We start from the raw sequence: 16,682 nt of genomic DNA on the forward strand, positions 1-16,682 counted from the left end.
CATGGCGCCTCCCATCCTCAAACTCGACGATATCTTCCTGAGCTTCGGGGGCACGCCCCTTTTGGCCGGCGCGAGCCTGCAGGTGGAACCGGGCGACCGCATCTGCCTCGTCGGACGTAACGGATCCGGCAAGTCCACGCTGATGAAGATCGCCGCCGGCATGGTCGAGCCGCAATCGGGCGAAGTATTCCGCCATCCGGGGGCGACGATCCGGTACCTCGAGCAGGCACCGGACTTCCAGGGCTATCGAACGGTCCAGGCTTATGCGGAAGCAGGCCTCGGGCCCGGCGACGATCCCTACCGCGTCACCTACCTCCTGGAACATCTCGGCCTCACCGGGGAGGAGGACCCGGCACGCCTCTCGGGCGGCGAAGCCCGGCGCGCGGCGCTTGCCCGCGTCATGGCGCCCGAGCCCGACATCCTCATGCTCGACGAGCCGACCAACCACCTGGACCTGCCGACGATCGAATGGCTGGAGGACGAGCTCCGGAAGACGCGAAGCGCCCTCGTGCTGATCTCGCACGACCGGCGTTTCCTGGAGAAGGTCTCGACGGCGACCGTCTGGCTAGATCGCGGCACCTCCCGTCGTCTCGACCGCGGCTTTTCCCATTTCGAAGCCTGGCGCGACGAGGTGCTGGCGGCGGAGGAACTGGAGCAGCACAAGCTGGGCAAGGCGATCGAGCGCGAGGAGCACTGGCTGCGCTACGGCGTGACGGCGAGGCGCAAGCGCAACATGCGCCGCCTTGGTGAATTGCAGACCATGCGCGCGACCTACCGCGGCCACAAGGGTCCGCAGGGGACGGTGCAGGCGGCCGCATCGGAAGGCCGGGAATCCGGCAAGCTGGTGATCGAGGCGGAGGCCATTACCAAGCTCTACGGGGAACGCGTCATCGTCGCTCCCTTCTCGATCCGCGTGCACCGTGGCGACAGGATAGGCCTCGTCGGCCCGAACGGTGCAGGCAAGACCACCCTCCTGAAAATGCTGACAGGCCAGCTCGAGCCCGATAGCGGCACAGTCCGGCTCGGAACCAATCTCGAGATCGCCACCCTCGACCAGAAGCGCGAGGACCTCGACCCCGAGGACACGCTTGCCCACTACCTCACGGACGGACGCGGCGAGACGCTTCTCGTCAATGGCGAACAACGTCACGTCGCGGGCTACATGAAGGATTTCCTCTTCCAGCCCGAGCAAATGCGGACGCCGATCAAAAACCTTTCCGGCGGCGAGCGCGCGCGCCTGATCCTTGCCCGGATCATGGCCAAGCCTTCCAACCTGCTGATCCTCGACGAACCCACCAACGACCTCGACATCGAAACGCTGGACCTGCTGCAGGAGATCGTCGCCGGCTACAACGGCACCGTCATCCTGGTCAGCCACGATCGCGACTTCCTCGACCGGACGGTGACCTCGACCATTGCGCCCGCCGATCCCGAGGCGCCGGACGGGCGCTGGATCGAATATGCTGGCGGCTATTCTGACATGCTGGCCCAACGGCGCGGCGCGCAGGAGGAAAGACGGCGATCCGAGCGCCAGGCCAGGGAAAAGGCGGAAGGGACGCCGCCCGCCGGCGATGCGCCCAAGAATCGCGGCAAGCTGTCCTTCAAGCAGAAGTTCGCCCTGGAAAACCTGCCGAAGGATATCGAAAGGGCCGAGGCCGAGATCGCCTCGCGGGAAGAGCGAATGGCCGATCCGAACCTTTTCTCGAGGGACCCGGCAGGCTTCAATGCGCTGGCTGGCGAACTGGAGGCACTGCGCAAGCGCCTTGCCGGGATGGAAGAGGAATGGCTTGAGCTTGAAATGCTGCGCGAGGAGCTTGAGGGCTGATCTTAACCATCTGTTAGCCATGAAAAGGACTTGAAGCACGTCAACCTGTCGCATTGCGGAACAATGCCGGCGAGTGGTCGTTCGGGTGGCAGTATCGATGTGGCACGGCCTGATCGGTACCAAGCGGCACCGAACCATCAGGAGCATCCGATGCTGACAGGCGTAACGAGTGGTTGGCAGAACCCAGTCTCCGAGGAACACCGTGTCCTCATCGTGGAGGACGAATTCCTGATTGCCCTCGACGTGGCAGAGACGATCGAGGCCATGGGCCTCAAGGTCGCCGGACTGGCGAACGGTCGCAGCCCCGCCCTGGCACTCGCGCATTCCGCGGACATCGCCCTCGTCGACGTCAACCTGGCGGACGGCAGGACAGGCCCGTCCATCGGCCGTGAACTGGCGGAGAAATACGGAGTTACGGTTATCTTCATGACCGCAAATCCCGAGGAGATCGAGCCTGGCAACAACGGCCCTCTGGGCGTTCTCACCAAGCCGGTCATGCCTCATGTCATCGAGCAGTCGATCGGCTATGCGCTTGCGGGCCGCACGGGCGGCTGCGCCGAACTGCCGCGCGAGCTTCGCGTCTTCCAGCGCGCTCACTGACCGCACCTGGACGGCGCTTGCAAAGCGCCGTGTCCCTCGCTAAATCTCTGGCTGATCTAACGGGGTGCCGCGCGCGGCTGAGAGGTATCCACCAACCCGCAGAACCTGATCCGGTTAACACCGGCGGAGGGATTAGACGGCGTCCATCGGCCCCTATTCCTTCGCGATCAGCACGGAGGCATGGATGCGGCTCTCGGGATTTTTGGCTTTCATCGCGGGATTGACCGCTCTGACCCCGGCTCTTGCCCAGGAGCCCAGCCTTACCGTCTATACCTACGAAAGCTTCACGGCCGAATGGGGCCCGGGCCCTCGGGTAAAGGCGGAGTTCGAGAAGTCCTGCGGATGCAGGGTGAACTTCGTGGCTGTGGCCGACGGCGTCGCGCTTCTCTCCCGGCTGAAACTCGAAGGCGAAAATACTGAGGCCGACATCGTCCTGGGTCTCGACACCAATCTTGCCGCAGAAGCCAAGGCGACGAGCCTGTTCGAGCCTCATGGTCTCGATACCGGCGCAATCACGGTGCCGGGCGGCTACCGGGACGACATCTTCATCCCCTATGACTACGGACATTTTGCAGTCGTCTACGACACCAAGACCATCGACGCCCCGCCGACGAGCCTGAAGGATCTGGTGGAGGGGGACCCGTCGCAGAAGATCGTGATCCAGGATCCACGCACCTCCACCCCGGGGCTCGGATTGCTCTTGTGGGTGAAGTCCGTCTACGGCGACCACGCCGAAGAGGCATGGACCAAGCTTCGCCGTCGCATCCTGACCGTAACTCCGGGCTGGTCGGAGGCCTATGGCTTGTTCACCAAGGGCGAGGTTCCGATGGTCCTCTCCTACACCACCTCTCCCGCCTATCACATGGTCGCCGAGGGTAGCGATCGATACCAGGCGGCACCCTTCGCTGAGGGCCATTACATCCAGATCGAGGTGGCAGGGCTGACGCGGACGTCGGATGAGAAGGAACTTGCGCGGCGGTTCCTCGATTTCATGATGTCGCCCGCCCTCCAGGACATCATTCCGACGACCAACTGGATGATGCCGGCGGGAAAGACGAGCGAGCCTTTGCCACCAGCGTTCGATCGGCTCGTGCAGCCGGCCAGGACCTTCCTCATGGATCCTTCCGAAGTGGCATCGAACCGTCAGGCATGGATCGACGAATGGCTGACCGCCATGAGCGGACGCTAGCCTCCGATGCTGACAGGACGGGAGCAGAGAGCCGCGATCGGCGGAGGCATTATCGCCTTCTTCGCCATCGCCGCTTTTGTAGGGCTTGCCGTCTACGCACTTCTTGCCGCCGCGCCGGCAGGTGAAGGTCACGCCTTCTGGTCGGCCTATACGGTGCGCGTACTGCGGTTCACGCTGCTTCAGGCGGGGCTCTCGACGCTGCTTTCCATCGGACTTGCAATCCCGGTCGCACTGGCGCTCGCCCGGCGGCCGCAACTTCCGGGACGGCTCTGGATCCTGCGGCTGATGGCGCTGCCGATGGGGCTTCCCGCACTTGTGGCGGCGCTTGGCCTCATCACGATCTGGGGCAGACAGGGGCTCCTCAACTCGCTCCTCCTGCAGGCAGGCCTCGACGAGCCGGTGAGCATCTACGGCCTCGGCGGCATCCTGCTCGCGCATGTTTTCTTCAACCTGCCGCTCGCCTGCCGGTTGATGGTCGCCTCACTCGACCGTCTGCCGGGCGAATACTGGATGCTTGCCGCGCAACTGGGCATGCGGCCGGCGCCTATCTTCCGGTTCATCGAATGGCCTGTGCTGCTCCGGGTCCTGCCGGGAATCGCCGGCCTGGTCTTCATGCTTTGCGCAACGAGCTTCACGCTCGTCCTGGTGCTCGGAGGAGGACCGGCCGCGACCACGCTGGAAGTCGCGATCTACCAGTCCCTGCGGTTCGACTTCGATCCCGCCCGCGCGGTGGCGCTGTCGCTGCTGCAGATCGGTCTGACGGCCCTGCTCCTGATCACGCTCTCCCTCCTGCCTGCCACCGATGACCGGTTTCCGAGAAGCGGGCGCCACGTGCGTCGTTTCGACGGGCATGGATTTGCCGCGCGTGCATGGGACGCGCTGGTCATCACCACCGCCACCGCCTTTGTCCTCCTGCCCGTTCTCGCGGTTCTCGCTGCGGGGTTACAGGCGGACCTCTCCCGTCTCCTCCAGAGCAACACCTTCCATCGGGCGCTGGCAACGAGCGCGACGATCACGCTGGCATCCGGCCTGCTCGCAGTCTCGGGCTCGGTCGCCCTCGTCAACGCGCGCCTGGCGATTGCCGACCGAAAGAACCCCGGCATGCTGCTCGGCGGCTTCTCCTCCATTCTCGGCGCCACCTCCCTGCTCGTCCTCCTCGTGCCACCGGTCGTGCTGGGCACGGGCTGGTTCCTGTTTCTGCGGCTCTCGGGCTCGGCGTCAACGTGGATCGTCTGGATCGTCGTTGCGATCAACGCGCTGATGTCGATCCCCTTCGTCATCAGGGTACTGGAACCGGCAATGGCCGAGCATCGCAGGGATACCGCCCGCCTTGCCGCGAGCATTGGCGTGACGGGATGGGCCCGCTTCTGGCGGATCGACCGCCCCGTGCTGACGAGGCCGGCGCTCCTGGCGCTATCGTTCGCGATGGCGCTGTCCCTCGGCGACCTGGGGGCGGTCGCGCTCTTCGCTTCCAACGATTTCGTCACCCTGCCCTGGCTGCTCTACGGCAGCCTCTCCAGTTACCGCACGCAGGATGCCGACGGTCTCGCGCTGTTGCTGGCGGCGGTATGTCTCCTGCTGACGGTGATCGGAACGTCGGGTCGGCAAATGAACGGGAGCCATCATGCCCATCGCTGAGTCTGCGCCTGAAATCCGGCTCGAGAACCTGGACCTGAATCTGGGGAGCGCGCGCCTTCATCTCGACTGCACCATCCCGGCCGGTATAATCACCGCCATTGCCGGGCCATCCGGCGCGGGCAAGTCCACGCTTCTGAACCTTGTCTCCGGATTCGAGATGCCGGACAGCGGTCGCGTCCTGTTCGGCGGCAAGGATATGGCGGGCCGCCATCCCTCCGAGCGCCCGGTATCGCTGGTCTTCCAGCACAACAATCTCTTCGGTCACCTCGACGTCTTCACCAACGTCTCGCTCGGGATCAACCCGTCCCTGCGCAAGCTGAGCGGCGAGGAGCGGGAAGCCGTGGTCACCGCGCTTGATCGGGTCGGGTTGGCGGGCATGGAGCGGCGGCTCCCGCCCACACTGTCCGGCGGCGAGCAGCAACGCGTCGCATTTGCCCGCGCGCTGGTGCGCCGCAAGCCCGTCCTCCTGTTGGACGAGCCCTTCGCCGCGCTGGATCCGGGGCTGAGGCTGGAGATGGCCGAGCTCCTGTCCGATTTGCATCGGGAGACCAGGATTACCGTCATCCTCGTGACCCACGACCGGGAGGAGCTTCGCCGCCTGGCGGACCATGTCCTTTTCATGGACGGTGGACATATCCTGGTCGCTGCCCCGGTCGCGCAGTTCCTGAAGCGGCATGATCTGGCCGCCGTCCGGCAATTCCTCGCCGGCTGACCCCTGCCACAATTTAGTCGTGGCACGGTGGCATCGCAGCAACAGCATGGTCCTGCTTTGATTGCCACGGGCGTTCTGGACAGGAAGCACTATATTGGCTGAAAGAAAGTCGCTAAGCCGGAAGAAAAAGGCGGCCGGCCTTGTACAGGGTGGGGCGTCCCCTGCGGATGATGGGAAGCGGGTCTGTAGAATGACGAAGCCGAGACTGCGGACGAGCAAGCGTGGAGGGACGGCGTCCCGCCGGACCGGTACGGCCCGCGCGGCAAGGCATCTTGCCTTCCTGTTCGCCTCCGCCGCCGCGCTCTCCAGCTGCCAGTCCATCCTCGACCAGGCTTACCAGCCGAATGTCGCCCCATCCGAGAACCCGCAGATCGTCGATCAGGTTCAGAAGAACGACCCCCGTGCCCAGATGGGCGCGCGCGAACATCCTCGCATCGTCGCGAGCTATGGCGGCGAGTATCACGATGCCAAGACCGAAAGGCTGGTCGCGCGCATCGCCGGGGCGCTGACGGCCGTCGCGGAAAATCCCTCGCAGTCCTACCGCATCACCATCCTGAATTCGCCGGCGATCAACGCGTTCGCCCTGCCGGGCGGCTATCTTTACGTGACGCGCGGCCTGCTTGCACTCGCCAACGACGCGTCGGAAGTCGCGGCCGTTCTCTCGCACGAAATGGCCCACGTGACGGCCAACCACGGGATCGAGCGCCAGAAGCGGGAGGAGGCGGAGGTCATCGCCAGCCGGGTGGTCGCCGAAGTCCTTTCCAGCGACCTCGCCGGCAAGCAGGCCCTCGCACGCGGCAAGCTGCGGCTGGCCGCCTTTTCCCGGCAGCAGGAACTGCAGGCCGACGTGATCGGCGTCCGGATGCTGGGAGAAGCCGGCTACGACCCCTATGCCGCTCCGCGCTTCCTCGATTCCATGGCCGCCTATGCGCGCTTCTCCTCGGTGGATCCGGACAGCGACCAGAGCCTCGACTTCCTCTCCAGCCATCCCAACGCACCGCAGCGCGTCGATCTCGCGCGGCGACACGCGAGGGCGCAGGGCATGGAGGGGACTGTCGGTGACCGGGGGCGTGAGTACTATCTGGCAGGCATTGACGGCCTTCTCTACGGCGACAGTCCGGAGGAAGGCTTCGTGCGCGGGCAGACATTCCTGCACGGAAGCCTTGGCATACGCTTCGAGGTCCCGGCCGATTTCCGGATCGACAACAAGGTGGATGCCGTGCTCGCGACCGGGCCCGGTGAAACGGCGATACGCTTCGATGGGGTCGATGCCGGCGACACCACCAGCCTGACCAACTATCTGACCAGCGGCTGGGTTGCCGGCCTGAAGCCGGAAACGGTCCGCATGACAAGCGTCAACGGCCTTCCGGCCGCGACCGCCCGTGCCTCGGCCGAGCGCTGGGATTTCGACGTCACCGTCATCCGGATCGACGACCAGATCTTTCGCTTCCTGACGGCGGTTCCCAAGGGGAGCGCGGCGGTGGATTCGGTTTCGACCGTGCTCAAGTCGAGCTTCCGGAAGATGACGCCCGAAGAGATAGCCTCGCTGAAGCCGCTCAGGATACGGATCGTGACGGCCGGGCCGCAGGACACCCTGGCAAGCCTTGCCGGACGCATGATGGGTACGGACCGCAAGCTTGACCTCTTCAAGCTGATCAACGCGCTTCCGGCCGGCGCGGCGATTTCGCCCGGCCAGAAGTTCAAGATCATTTCAGAATAGCACCGCCCTCTAGCAGGCGGCCATCTGCGGATTGGCGGATACGAGCGCGGACTTGAGCTTCTCCATCGCCCGGCTCTCGATCTGGCGCACGCGTTCCTTGGAAATGCCGAGCTCCGCACCAAGGGCTTCGAGCGTCGCTCCCTCGTCGGTCAGCCGACGCGCCCGGATGATCTTCTTCTCGCGATCGTTGAGCTTGGTGAGGGCACCGTGCAGCCATCGCATGCGCCGCTCGCCGTCGATCATCCCGGAAACCTGCTCGTCGGGGAGAGGCTCTCCGCTTGCGAGCATGTCCAGCCGTTCGCCGCTGTCTGCATCGCCGGCTATGGAAGGCGCCTGGAGAGAGGCGTCGTTGCCCGAAAGCCTCGCATCCATTGTCTGGACATCGGCGACACTGACGCCGAGGGCGGCGGCGATCTCCTCATGGATCGCACGCGATGTAAGATTGCTGTCGCCGCGCGCGAGCTTGGCGCGAAGGCGCCTCAGGTTGAAGAACAGCGCCTTCTGGGCGGAACTCGTGCCGCCGCGGACAATCGACCAGTTGCGGAGGATATAGTCTTGCATCGAGGCGCGGATCCACCAGCTGGCATAGGTGGAAAAACGGACGTCGCGGGCGGGCTCGAACCGGGCGGCTGCCTCAAGAAGCCCGACATAGCCTTCCTGTACGAGGTCGCTCATCGGCAGGCCGAAGCCGCGGAACTTGGAAGCCATGGCGATTACCAGCCGCATATGGGCGAGCGCAATCTGGTTTCGGGCATCCTGATCCTGGTCGTCCTTCCACCTGACCGCAAGGTTTCGTTCCTCATCTCTCGCCAGATAGGGAGCCGACATTGCGATCTTGATCATATTGCGGTCCGCAGACATGGCTTTCATCGTGTCTTCTCCGTGACGTTGGCTGGCTTCGACAAGAATGACAGTCGGATGATGCCGCGGCCGCTGCCACGAATTGACCCCTTCCGCCGTCCTCATCCCCTCTTCGTTCCCGCGAGGTCTTGCCATCTCGAGGCCGACCTCTATGTCGTGTTTGGGAAACAGCCGTTGAGGCGTCGTGCAGACGGACAACAGTCGCCGTTACGGCGGATTAACGTCCTGCGCGGAAAAAAGTTCCAAAAAAAACCCGGCGCGAAGGCCGGGTCTTTGGGTCAGCAATGAAATGACTGCGCTTACGCGGCCTCTTCCTGGGAGTCTTCTTCCTCTACGACCTTGCCCCGCTTCGGTCCCTTGGCGAGATTGACCTCGACCAGGCGGACGGCCTCCGTATCGGACATCTTGTTGACCGCCGCGATTTCACGGGCCATCCGATCGAGCGCAGCTTCATAGAGCTGGCGTTCGGAATAGGACTGCTCAGGCTGATTTTCGGCACGGTAAAGATCGCGCACAACCTCGGCGATAGAGATCAGGTCGCCGGAATTGATCTTGGCATCATACTCCTGCGCGCGACGCGACCACATCGTGCGCTTCACGCGGGCCTTGCCCTGGACAACCTTGAGGGCGCGCTCGACGAAATCGGTCTCGGAGAGCTTGCGCATGCCGATGCTGACGGCCTTGGCCACCGGCACCTTCAGCCGCATCTTGTCCTTCTCGAAGTCGATCACGAAAAGCTCGAGCTTCATGCCCGCCACTTCCTGTTCTTCGATGGCGGTGATCATGCCTACGCCGTGCGCCGGATAAACAATCGCTTCACCGGTCTTGAAGCCGTGGCGTGCCGAAGATTTTTTCTGCTGGGTCGTCATACGTTTCACAAACTCCCTGTTACGCACCCGGTGTACGACCGGGGCCGGGTCAGGCAGGCCCGGATGAGACGGGGGAAACCGTCGGGTCACTCGATACTGGTCCGACCACGTGCGCGAAAAGAAACTCCACCGCGATCAACGACGACAAACACATTATTGGAATGTCACGGAAACCGCGTCGGATGTCCTGTTACTTTCGTGATGTTTTTTGGGCACACCAGTGCCGCTTGTGGAACAGTGTTGTCTGTCTACCACAAAAAAGTGCGGAAATCAATTATTTGCTTTTATGCGTGGCGTGACAGCATCATCTCTGCCTGCTTAATCAATAGGCAGCGCATAGACCACAAGCCGCGGTTGACGCCGTACGGACTTAGTCGCCCTTTCCGGGTTCCGGCGAGAAGTATTGCTCGAACTTGTCGGAAACTCCATCCATCTCCTTGGCTTCCGGCAACGGATCACGTTTCACCGTGATGTTGGGCCAAATCTGGGCATATTCCGCATTGATCTTGAGCCATTTGTCGAGCCCCGGCTCCGTATCGGGCTTGATCGCCTCGGCCGGGCATTCCGGCTCGCAGACACCGCAATCGATGCACTCGTCGGGATGGATGACGAGGAAATTCTCCCCTTCGTAGAAACAGTCGACCGGGCAGACCTCTACGCAATCGGTATATTTGCAGCGTACACAATTGTCAGTGACTACGTAGGTCATGCGGCACTCCAGAATTGCGGTCTGGCGGAGGCGGCCTCGGGAGGTATGCCGCTCGCCGGCGCGTACGAAAGGCGTTGGCCATGGGGCCACCCGGCACAAAAGCCCGCGCGTCGGTGTGTGAGGTAAGACCTTTCCCCGCGCATGGCAAGAATAAACCTTCTTCGCAAACCAATGCGTTGAGAGCATTATTCTCCCGCCCGCGCGGTGCGTGGCATGTCGCGGGCAAGGAGGCGCCACTCAAGGCTTGAGGCGCCTCTGGGCGCGCTCGAACGGCGTCAGCTTGGGCTGTTCGCCGAGTTCGGCCGAAATGTCGGAGTAGAGGAGTTGCGCCTCCTCGAACGGTCCGCGGCGCGACCCGCCGTCCCGAACGAGAAGCAGGACGTCGCGTCGCTCGAGCGCAAGCTTGACCTTGTCCCCGGGACGAACCTGGCAACTCGACTGGATGACAGGTTCGCCGTTCAGGGTCACTGCACCCGCCGCAATCAGCGACTGGGCGAGCGAGCGTGACTTCACCATGCGCGCGAAGAAGAGCCACTTGTCGATACGCTGATGCGAACCTTGACCCGGGCCGTCTTCGTCCATGGCTACTTCTTCATCTGCTCCTTCAGGGCGGCCAGCTTTGCGAATGGCGAATCCGGGTCTACCGGCTTCTCCTTGCGGGGCGGTTTTGCCTCGAAGCGAGCAGGCTGCGACGCTTTGCCGCGATCGGGACGTTCGCCCCTCTCAGGACGCGGTCCACGCTCCGGCTTGCCCTCCGGCCGACGGTTCGGTCGGCCCGGGCCCTTCGCGTCCCGTTCACCCTGTCCCCGCCCCTCGCCGCGACCTTCGCCGCGATTATGGCGGCGGTCCGGCTGCTGCGACCGGCCGGTACGCTGGTTTTCGTTGCGGCCCGCCGGACGCCACAGGAGTACCGGCTTGGGCGCCTCGGGCTCTGTTGTTACCGACGCCTCGCCGGCGGCAGCGGCAGGGGCAGCAGTGTCCGCAGCAGAGGCATCGGCCTCTGCTTCCGGGGCATCTGGTGCCGTGACGGAAGTTTCGGCTTCGGGGCCATGATCGTCGCCGGATGCTTCGGGAGCCTGCTCCTCCGTCGGCGCCTGATCGCCTTCGGGTGCGGTCGGCTCAACCTGCTCCTCGGCCGCCACGGAGGTGTCGGACGCGGAAGCCGGCTCCTGGGCCGAGAGGAAGGCCGAGGCCTCCTCGGCGGTAACGATGTCCGCCCGATATCCGAGGCCCTTGAGAATTTCCTCCATGTCGTCCGGCGTTGCGCCAAGGATCGAGAGCATGGACGTCGTCGTCATGAAGCGGCGACCGTCATAGGCGCCGTCCGGACGTGGAGACGTTCCGGGCTTCCACTGCAGGAGGGGACGGATGAGGTCCGCCAGACGCTCCAGGATGTCGACGCGGACCGCGCGTTTCCCGAGGAAGCGGAAACCTGCAAGCTTGTAGAACGTGCGCTCGAAGCCCGGATCGGCAACGACAGAGGTCCGGCCGGCGGCCAGCGCCGGTATGAGTTCGCCATAGCCCGGCTTGTCGAGACCGTCGTTCTTGAGCGCCCACAGCAGCGTGATGAGTTCTGCAGGCGCAGGCTTCAGAAGGGCCGGCATGAAAATGTGATAGGCGCCGAAACGGATGCCGTACCGGCGCATGGAGGCGCGCGCGTCCTGGTCCAGCGACTTCACGTCGTCGGCCACATCCCGGCGGAACAGGACGCCGAGGTTTTCGACCAGCTGGAACGCCAGACCCTTGGCGAGACCCTGGAGGTCCTCCGCGCGGGAAAGATCGTCGAGCGGCTTCAGGACGGTGGCGATGTGATGGTTCACGAACCGCTCGATGCGGGCGATGACATGATCGCGTGCATTGCCGGCCAGTTGCTCGTCCGCAAGGAGGATGACGCGCGGACGCATGACGTGGTCGCTTGCCGCGAGACGGGCAACCGGGTCACCGAGCCAGCGGACGAAGCCGTCCGAGCCGATCGCCAGGTCGCTGTTGCCGGACGCAAAAAGCCGGGCAGCCCGCGCCTCGAACTCGAGCGTCAGGGCCTTCTGCGCGGCGGCCTGGACAGCCTTCGCATCGGGACCTTCCGCACCCGAGATCGGCGTAAACCGGAATCCGGCCAACTGTCCGACGTGATGTCCTTCTACGAAGACATCGCCATTCACACTGATTTCTGCTTCCAGCATCGCATTCTCTCTCAGGCGCCTCATGAGCACAGATGTCCTGCGGTCAACAAAGCGTTTCGTCAACCGTTCATGTAGCGCGTCCGACAGCCTGTCCTCAATTTCCCTGGTCTTTTCTTGCCAGTGTGTCGGATCGGTCAGCCAGCCGGGGCGGTTCGAGACATAAGTCCAGGTGCGGATCTGGGCGATCCGAGCGGACAAGGTATCGATTTCGCCGTCCGTCCGGTCAGCGCGCTTCACTTGCTCGGCCATGAAATCTTCATTCACGGTACCGTGGCGCACCAGATCGAAGAAAAGAGTCGAAATAAGGTCCGCATGCTGCGCCGGCGCGATTCTGCGGTAGTCGGGAAGCGCGCAGGCCTCCCACAGTTTTTCCACGCGTGCCGGGGTGGTCGAGACGTTGACGATCTCGGGATAGCGGCAAAGATACTCCAGCGCCTGACTGTCGGTGGCGGGCAACGCCCGCGTGAGGCCAGGGATCGTCGGCGCCACTTCAAGGCTTTCGCGCAGGCCGCGCAGCGACGAGAAGTCGAGTGCCTTCGACCGCCATTGCAGCACCTTCACCTCGTCGAACTCATGGCTCTCGATCCGCTCCACCAGTTCATCGTCGAGCGGAGCGACCTGCCCGGTCACGCCGAACGTCCCGTCGCGGAGGTGACGGCCGGCACGACCGGCGATCTGCCCCATCTCGCCGGGCGTGAGATGGCGGAACTGGAAGCCGTCGAACTTCCGGTCCTGGGCAAAGGCAACATGGTCGACATCGAGGTTGAGGCCCATGCCGATCGCGTCGGTAGCGACCAGATACTCGACGTCGCCCTCCTGATAGAGGCCGACCTGGGCATTGCGGGTCCGCGGGCTCAGCGCGCCGAGAACGACCGCCGCGCCGCCGCGTTGCCTGCGGATCAACTCGGCGATCGCGTAGACCTCGTCGGCCGAAAACGCCACGATGGCCGATCGCTGCGGAAGCCGGGTGATCTTCTTCTGACCCGCGTAGAAAAGCTGCGACATCCGCGGCCGCTCGACGATCGTGATGCCGGGAAGGATCCGCTGCAGGATCGGCCGCATGGTGCCGGCCCCCAGAAGCAGGGTTTCCTCGCGGCCGCGCAGATGCAGGATGCGGTCCGTGAATATGTGTCCGCGCTCGAGATCGGCCGCGAGTTGGACCTCGTCGATCGCGACGAAGGCAGCCGTGGTTTCACGCGGCATCGCCTCGACGGTACAGACGGAGAAGCGGGCATTGGGCGGGGTAATCTTCTCTTCACCGGTGATGAGGGCCACCGCGTTCGCCCCGACCTTTTCCACAACGCGGGTATAGACCTCACGGGCAAGCAGCCTCAGCGGCAGGCCGATCACGCCGCTCCCGTGCGCCACCATCCGTTCGATTGCGTAATGGGTCTTTCCCGTATTGGTCGGGCCGAGCACGGCGGTGACGCCGCGGCCGCTCAGGATCATGGGTTGGAAATTCAAATCCGTATCCGCACACTGTCGCTGGAAGTCACGCCTTCCGCGCCCCAGAGATGGCAATCGCGGCCCCTCCTGGCAAGAGAGCCGCAAGCCTGTCCCGCTTTTTTGACCGGATGACCCGCGAGGGGACCAGCAAGGTCACGATCGGCGGCTGACCGGCCCCCGTTTATCGACGCGCGGTCTGATCCGGGGAAGGTCGCTGGAACATTCCGCACTCCAGGCATTGATGCGGCGGAACAAAACGGTAGAAGATGCGTTTGTTCCCGCATCCTGAACTTTGGATCGGAGAATAGCATGCTCGGTACGGTGTTGCTCGTAATCCTGATACTGCTTCTGATCGGCGCGCTGCCGAATTGGGGTTACAGCCGCGGCTGGGGCTATGGGCCATCAGGAGGTCTAGGGCTCATCCTGGTCATCGTCATCATCCTCCTGCTTATGGGCAGGATCTAGTAACGCGTCGTTAAATCGGGAAGGAACAACCATGAAGAAGATCTTGCTCGCGGCTGCCCTCATCGGCTCCCTCGCATCCTGCACCTCCACGGAGCGTGGCACGGCCATCGGCGCCGGCACCGGTGCCGTCATCGGCGGCGTTGCTACGAACAGCTGGGGTGGCGCGGCTATCGGCGCAGTTGCGGGCGGTGCCGTTGGCGCGCTCGTCGGCGCCTCTCAGGACCGCCAAGGCTATTGCGTCTATCGCGACCGTTATGGCCGGACCTACGAAGCGCGCTGCCGCTAATCGTCACCCTCCGTCAACAAGAAACGGCGCCGTCTCCCACGGCGCCGTTTTTCCTTGTCCCGTCTGTCAGGCGAAATGCTGCCCGCCGTTCACGGTAATCGTCGAGCCGGTGATGAAGCCGGCATTGTCCGACGCGAGAAAGACGACGCATCGAGCGACCTCCTCCGGCTCCCCCAGCCGACCGACGGGGATCTGCGGAATAATTCGTTCGTTGAGGACCTTTTCCGGCACGGCCTTGACCATGTCTGTGCCGATATAGCCTGGGCAGATGGCATTCACGGTGATGTTCTTGGCCGCTCCCTCCTGGGCGAGCGCCTTGGTAAACCCCAGGTCGCCCGCCTTGGCGGCGGAATAGTTGACCTGGCCCATCTGGCCCTTCTGCCCATTGATGGACGAGATGTTGATGACGCGACCGAAGCTGCGATCCCGCATCCCGCCCCAAACCTGGTGCGTCATGTTGAACAGGCCGGTAAGGTTCGTGGCAATGACCTCGTTCCATTGCTCGGGCGTCATCTTGTGAAACATGCCGTCACGGGTAATCCCGGCATTGTTCACGAGCACGTCCACCGGTCCGATCTCCTCCTCGACGCGGGCGACGCCATCGGCGCATTCCCGGTAATTGGAGACGTCCCACCTGAAGACCGGGATGCCGGTCTCTTCCCCGAAAGTCTTCGCCTTCTCCTCGTTTCCCGCAAAACTTGCGGCGACACGAAATCCGGCAGCCCCGAGTGCGATAGAGATGGCCGCGCCTATTCCGCGCGTGCCCCCCGTGACCAATGCAACCCTGCTCATCACCGCTCTCCTCCCTTGCACCTTCAATCGGCCATCGCGGGCCCGGGCCGGACCCGATCAGAACGGCTGCCGCACCCGCTGCAGCGGCCGTCGCCCGTCACATCGCCTCAAGGCACATGGCAACCCCCATGCCACCGCCGATGCAGAGCGTTGCGAGGCCCTTGCGCGCGCCGCGCCGCTTCATCTCGAAGACCAGTGTGTTGAGGATACGGGCACCCGAGGCTCCGATCGGATGACCGATGGCGATCGCCCCGCCATTGACGTTGACGATCGCCGTATCCCAGCCGAGTTCCTTGTTGACGGCGCAGGCCTGGGCGGCGAACGCCTCGTTCGCCTCCACCAGATCCAGGTCCTGGGCCTTCCACCCTGCCTTTTCCAGCGCCTTCCTCGACGCCGGAATGGGCCCGGTTCCCATGATCTGAGGATCCACCCCGGCCGTTGCCCAGGAAACGATCCGCACGAGCGGCTGGATACCCCGCCGACCCGCCTCTTCCTCGGTCATCAGGACAGCCGCGGCGGCGCCATCGTTGATGCCGGACGCGTTGCCGGCGGTCACGGTGCCATCCTTGTCGAACGCCGGCCGAAGCTTCGCCATGTTGTCGAAGGTGGTCCCGGCGCGGATATACTCGTCGGCATCGACAGTGACATCGCCCTTGCGACCCTTTACGACGAACGGGACGATCTCGTCCTTGAACCGTCCTGCGGCCTGGGCGGCTTCCGCCTTGTTCTGCGACTGCACGGCGAACTGGTCCTGCTCATCGCGGGACAGCTGCCACTGGCGGGCCACGTTTTCGGCCGTGATACCCATGTGGTAACCATAGAAGGCGTCCGTCAGCCCGTCCTTGATCATCGTGTCGATCATCTTCATGTCGCCCATCTTGACGCCATTGCGCAGGTGAGCGCAGTGGGGGGCCATGGACATCGATTCCTGGCCGCCGGCGACGACGATCCTGGCATCGCCGAGAGCGATCTGCTGCATGCCAAGCGCTACCGCGCGAAGACCCGAACCACAAAGCTGGTTGACGCCCCAGGCGGTCGCTTCCTTGGGAACGCCGGCCTTGATCGCGGCCTGACGTGCCGGGTTCTGCCCTTCGCCCGCCGGCAGGACCTGCCCAAGGATAACTTCGTCCACTTCCGCGGCCTCGACCCCGGCGCGACCGAGCGCGCCGGCGATCGCCGCAGCGCCCAGTTCATGCGCCGGCACGTTGGCGAAAGCGCCGTTGAAGGATCCGACGGCGGTTCGGGCGGCCGACGCAATTACGATGGAATGGCTGGTCACGGACGTCTCCTCGTCGTTCTGTTTTGTCGAGACAGTGGCAAAGCTTCCCTGTGAAGTCAAACAGCTCTGAATGAGCCTTTCCCGAAAGGAAAGAAGGAGAATGGAGCTTCT

General features: G+C 63.9%; 15 protein-coding genes and 1 riboswitch. Of the genes, 8 read left to right on the top strand and 7 right to left on the bottom strand.

From position 1 onward, the window contains the following. Position 1: 1 nt before the first annotated feature. The 6 genes from ACWGPT_RS12360 to ACWGPT_RS12385 all read left to right on the top strand — a co-directional run bounded on the left by ACWGPT_RS12360 (position 2) and on the right by ACWGPT_RS12385 (position 7,684). Complete coding sequence (locus tag ACWGPT_RS12360; protein WP_452605899.1) at positions 2 to 1,825, top strand: ABC-F family ATP-binding cassette domain-containing protein; 1,824 nt, start codon at positions 2 to 4, stop codon at positions 1,823 to 1,825. 150 nt (positions 1,826 to 1,975) lie between these two features. Continuing rightward, positions 1,976 to 2,425, top strand: coding sequence for a response regulator (locus ACWGPT_RS12365; RefSeq protein ID WP_452605900.1), 450 nt, complete (start codon positions 1,976 to 1,978; stop codon positions 2,423 to 2,425). A 50-nt stretch (positions 2,426 to 2,475) separates the two neighbouring features. Continuing rightward, a riboswitch (TPP riboswitch) is annotated at positions 2,476 to 2,574 on the top strand. A gap of 17 nt (positions 2,575 to 2,591) precedes the next feature. Beyond that, positions 2,592 to 3,614, top strand: coding sequence for a thiamine ABC transporter substrate binding subunit (gene thiB / locus ACWGPT_RS12370; RefSeq protein WP_452605964.1), 1,023 nt, complete (start codon positions 2,592 to 2,594; stop codon positions 3,612 to 3,614). Positions 3,615 to 3,620: 6 nt separating this feature from the next. Further along, positions 3,621 to 5,252, top strand: a complete 1,632-nt coding sequence (locus ACWGPT_RS12375; RefSeq protein ID WP_452605901.1) for a thiamine/thiamine pyrophosphate ABC transporter permease ThiP — start codon at positions 3,621 to 3,623, stop codon at positions 5,250 to 5,252. Continuing rightward, positions 5,239 to 5,964, top strand: a complete 726-nt coding sequence (locus ACWGPT_RS12380; protein ID WP_452605902.1) for a thiamine ABC transporter ATP-binding protein — start codon at positions 5,239 to 5,241, stop codon at positions 5,962 to 5,964. The genes ACWGPT_RS12375 and ACWGPT_RS12380 overlap by 14 nt, the downstream gene beginning before the upstream one ends. Before the next feature lie 190 nt (positions 5,965 to 6,154). After that, positions 6,155 to 7,684: a M48 family metalloprotease gene (locus ACWGPT_RS12385; RefSeq protein WP_452605903.1), complete on the top strand. Its 1,530-nt coding sequence runs from the start codon at positions 6,155 to 6,157 to the stop codon at positions 7,682 to 7,684. A gap of 9 nt (positions 7,685 to 7,693) precedes the next feature. Here ACWGPT_RS12385 and ACWGPT_RS12390 read toward each other — a convergent pair whose 3' ends face one another. The 5 genes from ACWGPT_RS12390 to ACWGPT_RS12410 all read right to left on the bottom strand — a co-directional run bounded on the left by ACWGPT_RS12390 (position 7,694) and on the right by ACWGPT_RS12410 (position 13,752). After that, complete coding sequence (locus ACWGPT_RS12390; protein ID WP_152341715.1) at positions 7,694 to 8,554, bottom strand: RNA polymerase factor sigma-32; 861 nt, start codon at positions 8,552 to 8,554, stop codon at positions 7,694 to 7,696. Positions 8,555 to 8,844: 290 nt separating this feature from the next. Continuing rightward, positions 8,845 to 9,414 carry a CarD family transcriptional regulator gene (locus ACWGPT_RS12395; RefSeq protein ID WP_452605965.1) on the bottom strand — a complete coding sequence of 190 codons (570 nt, stop codon included), beginning with the start codon at positions 9,412 to 9,414 and terminating at the stop codon, positions 8,845 to 8,847. 370 nt (positions 9,415 to 9,784) lie between these two features. Continuing rightward, positions 9,785 to 10,123, bottom strand: a complete 339-nt coding sequence (gene fdxA / locus ACWGPT_RS12400; protein WP_452605904.1) for a ferredoxin FdxA — start codon at positions 10,121 to 10,123, stop codon at positions 9,785 to 9,787. A 237-nt stretch (positions 10,124 to 10,360) separates the two neighbouring features. Then, a complete protein-coding gene (locus ACWGPT_RS12405; RefSeq protein WP_452605905.1) occupies positions 10,361 to 10,705 on the bottom strand; it encodes an RNA-binding S4 domain-containing protein in 345 nt (114 codons plus the stop codon). A gap of 2 nt (positions 10,706 to 10,707) precedes the next feature. After that, a complete protein-coding gene (locus ACWGPT_RS12410; RefSeq protein WP_452605966.1) occupies positions 10,708 to 13,752 on the bottom strand; it encodes a helicase-related protein in 3,045 nt (1,014 codons plus the stop codon). 306 nt (positions 13,753 to 14,058) lie between these two features. Between ACWGPT_RS12410 and ACWGPT_RS12415 the strand changes: the two genes are divergently transcribed. Both ACWGPT_RS12415 and ACWGPT_RS12420 read left to right on the top strand, forming a co-directional pair. After that, positions 14,059 to 14,214 (top strand): DUF3309 family protein, encoded by a 156-nt coding sequence (locus tag ACWGPT_RS12415; RefSeq protein WP_065814554.1) that lies wholly within the window; start codon positions 14,059 to 14,061, stop codon positions 14,212 to 14,214. A 31-nt stretch (positions 14,215 to 14,245) separates the two neighbouring features. Further along, positions 14,246 to 14,500: a YMGG-like glycine zipper-containing protein gene (locus ACWGPT_RS12420; protein WP_452605906.1), complete on the top strand. Its 255-nt coding sequence runs from the start codon at positions 14,246 to 14,248 to the stop codon at positions 14,498 to 14,500. A 66-nt stretch (positions 14,501 to 14,566) separates the two neighbouring features. Here ACWGPT_RS12420 and phbB read toward each other — a convergent pair whose 3' ends face one another. Together phbB and ACWGPT_RS12430 are read right to left on the bottom strand one after the other, a co-directional pair. Continuing rightward, complete coding sequence (phbB, locus tag ACWGPT_RS12425) at positions 14,567 to 15,292, bottom strand: acetoacetyl-CoA reductase (protein WP_452605907.1); 726 nt, start codon at positions 15,290 to 15,292, stop codon at positions 14,567 to 14,569. Positions 15,293 to 15,389: 97 nt separating this feature from the next. Then, entirely contained in the window at positions 15,390 to 16,571 is a 1,182-nt protein-coding gene (locus ACWGPT_RS12430) for an acetyl-CoA C-acetyltransferase (RefSeq protein WP_452605908.1), read from the bottom strand. Positions 16,572 to 16,682: the final 111 nt, after the last annotated feature.

The organism is Pseudorhizobium sp. NPDC055634, from assembly GCF_053618655.1.

Bases quoted from the DNA above. Each gene is read 5' to 3' on its own strand.
- ACWGPT_RS12410 (WP_452605966.1), bottom strand. From the start codon at position 13,752: ATGATCCTGAGCGGCCGCGGCGTCACCGCCGTGCTCGGCCCGACCAAT.
- ACWGPT_RS12365 (WP_452605900.1), top strand. From the start codon at position 1,976: ATGCTGACAGGCGTAACGAGTGGTTGGCAGAACCCAGTCTCCGAGGAA.
- ACWGPT_RS12375 (WP_452605901.1), top strand. From the start codon at position 3,621: ATGCTGACAGGACGGGAGCAGAGAGCCGCGATCGGCGGAGGCATTATC.
- ACWGPT_RS12420 (WP_452605906.1), top strand. From the start codon at position 14,246: ATGAAGAAGATCTTGCTCGCGGCTGCCCTCATCGGCTCCCTCGCATCC.
- ACWGPT_RS12395 (WP_452605965.1), bottom strand. From the start codon at position 9,414: ATGACGACCCAGCAGAAAAAATCTTCGGCACGCCACGGCTTCAAGACC.
- ACWGPT_RS12360 (WP_452605899.1), top strand. From the start codon at position 2: ATGGCGCCTCCCATCCTCAAACTCGACGATATCTTCCTGAGCTTCGGG.
- fdxA (WP_452605904.1), bottom strand. From the start codon at position 10,123: ATGACCTACGTAGTCACTGACAATTGTGTACGCTGCAAATATACCGAT.
- ACWGPT_RS12380 (WP_452605902.1), top strand. From the start codon at position 5,239: ATGCCCATCGCTGAGTCTGCGCCTGAAATCCGGCTCGAGAACCTGGAC.
- ACWGPT_RS12415 (WP_065814554.1), top strand. From the start codon at position 14,059: ATGCTCGGTACGGTGTTGCTCGTAATCCTGATACTGCTTCTGATCGGC.
- ACWGPT_RS12390 (WP_152341715.1), bottom strand. From the start codon at position 8,554: ATGAAAGCCATGTCTGCGGACCGCAATATGATCAAGATCGCAATGTCG.
- ACWGPT_RS12405 (WP_452605905.1), bottom strand. From the start codon at position 10,705: ATGGACGAAGACGGCCCGGGTCAAGGTTCGCATCAGCGTATCGACAAG.
- ACWGPT_RS12385 (WP_452605903.1), top strand. From the start codon at position 6,155: ATGACGAAGCCGAGACTGCGGACGAGCAAGCGTGGAGGGACGGCGTCC.
- phbB (WP_452605907.1), bottom strand. From the start codon at position 15,292: ATGAGCAGGGTTGCATTGGTCACGGGGGGCACGCGCGGAATAGGCGCG.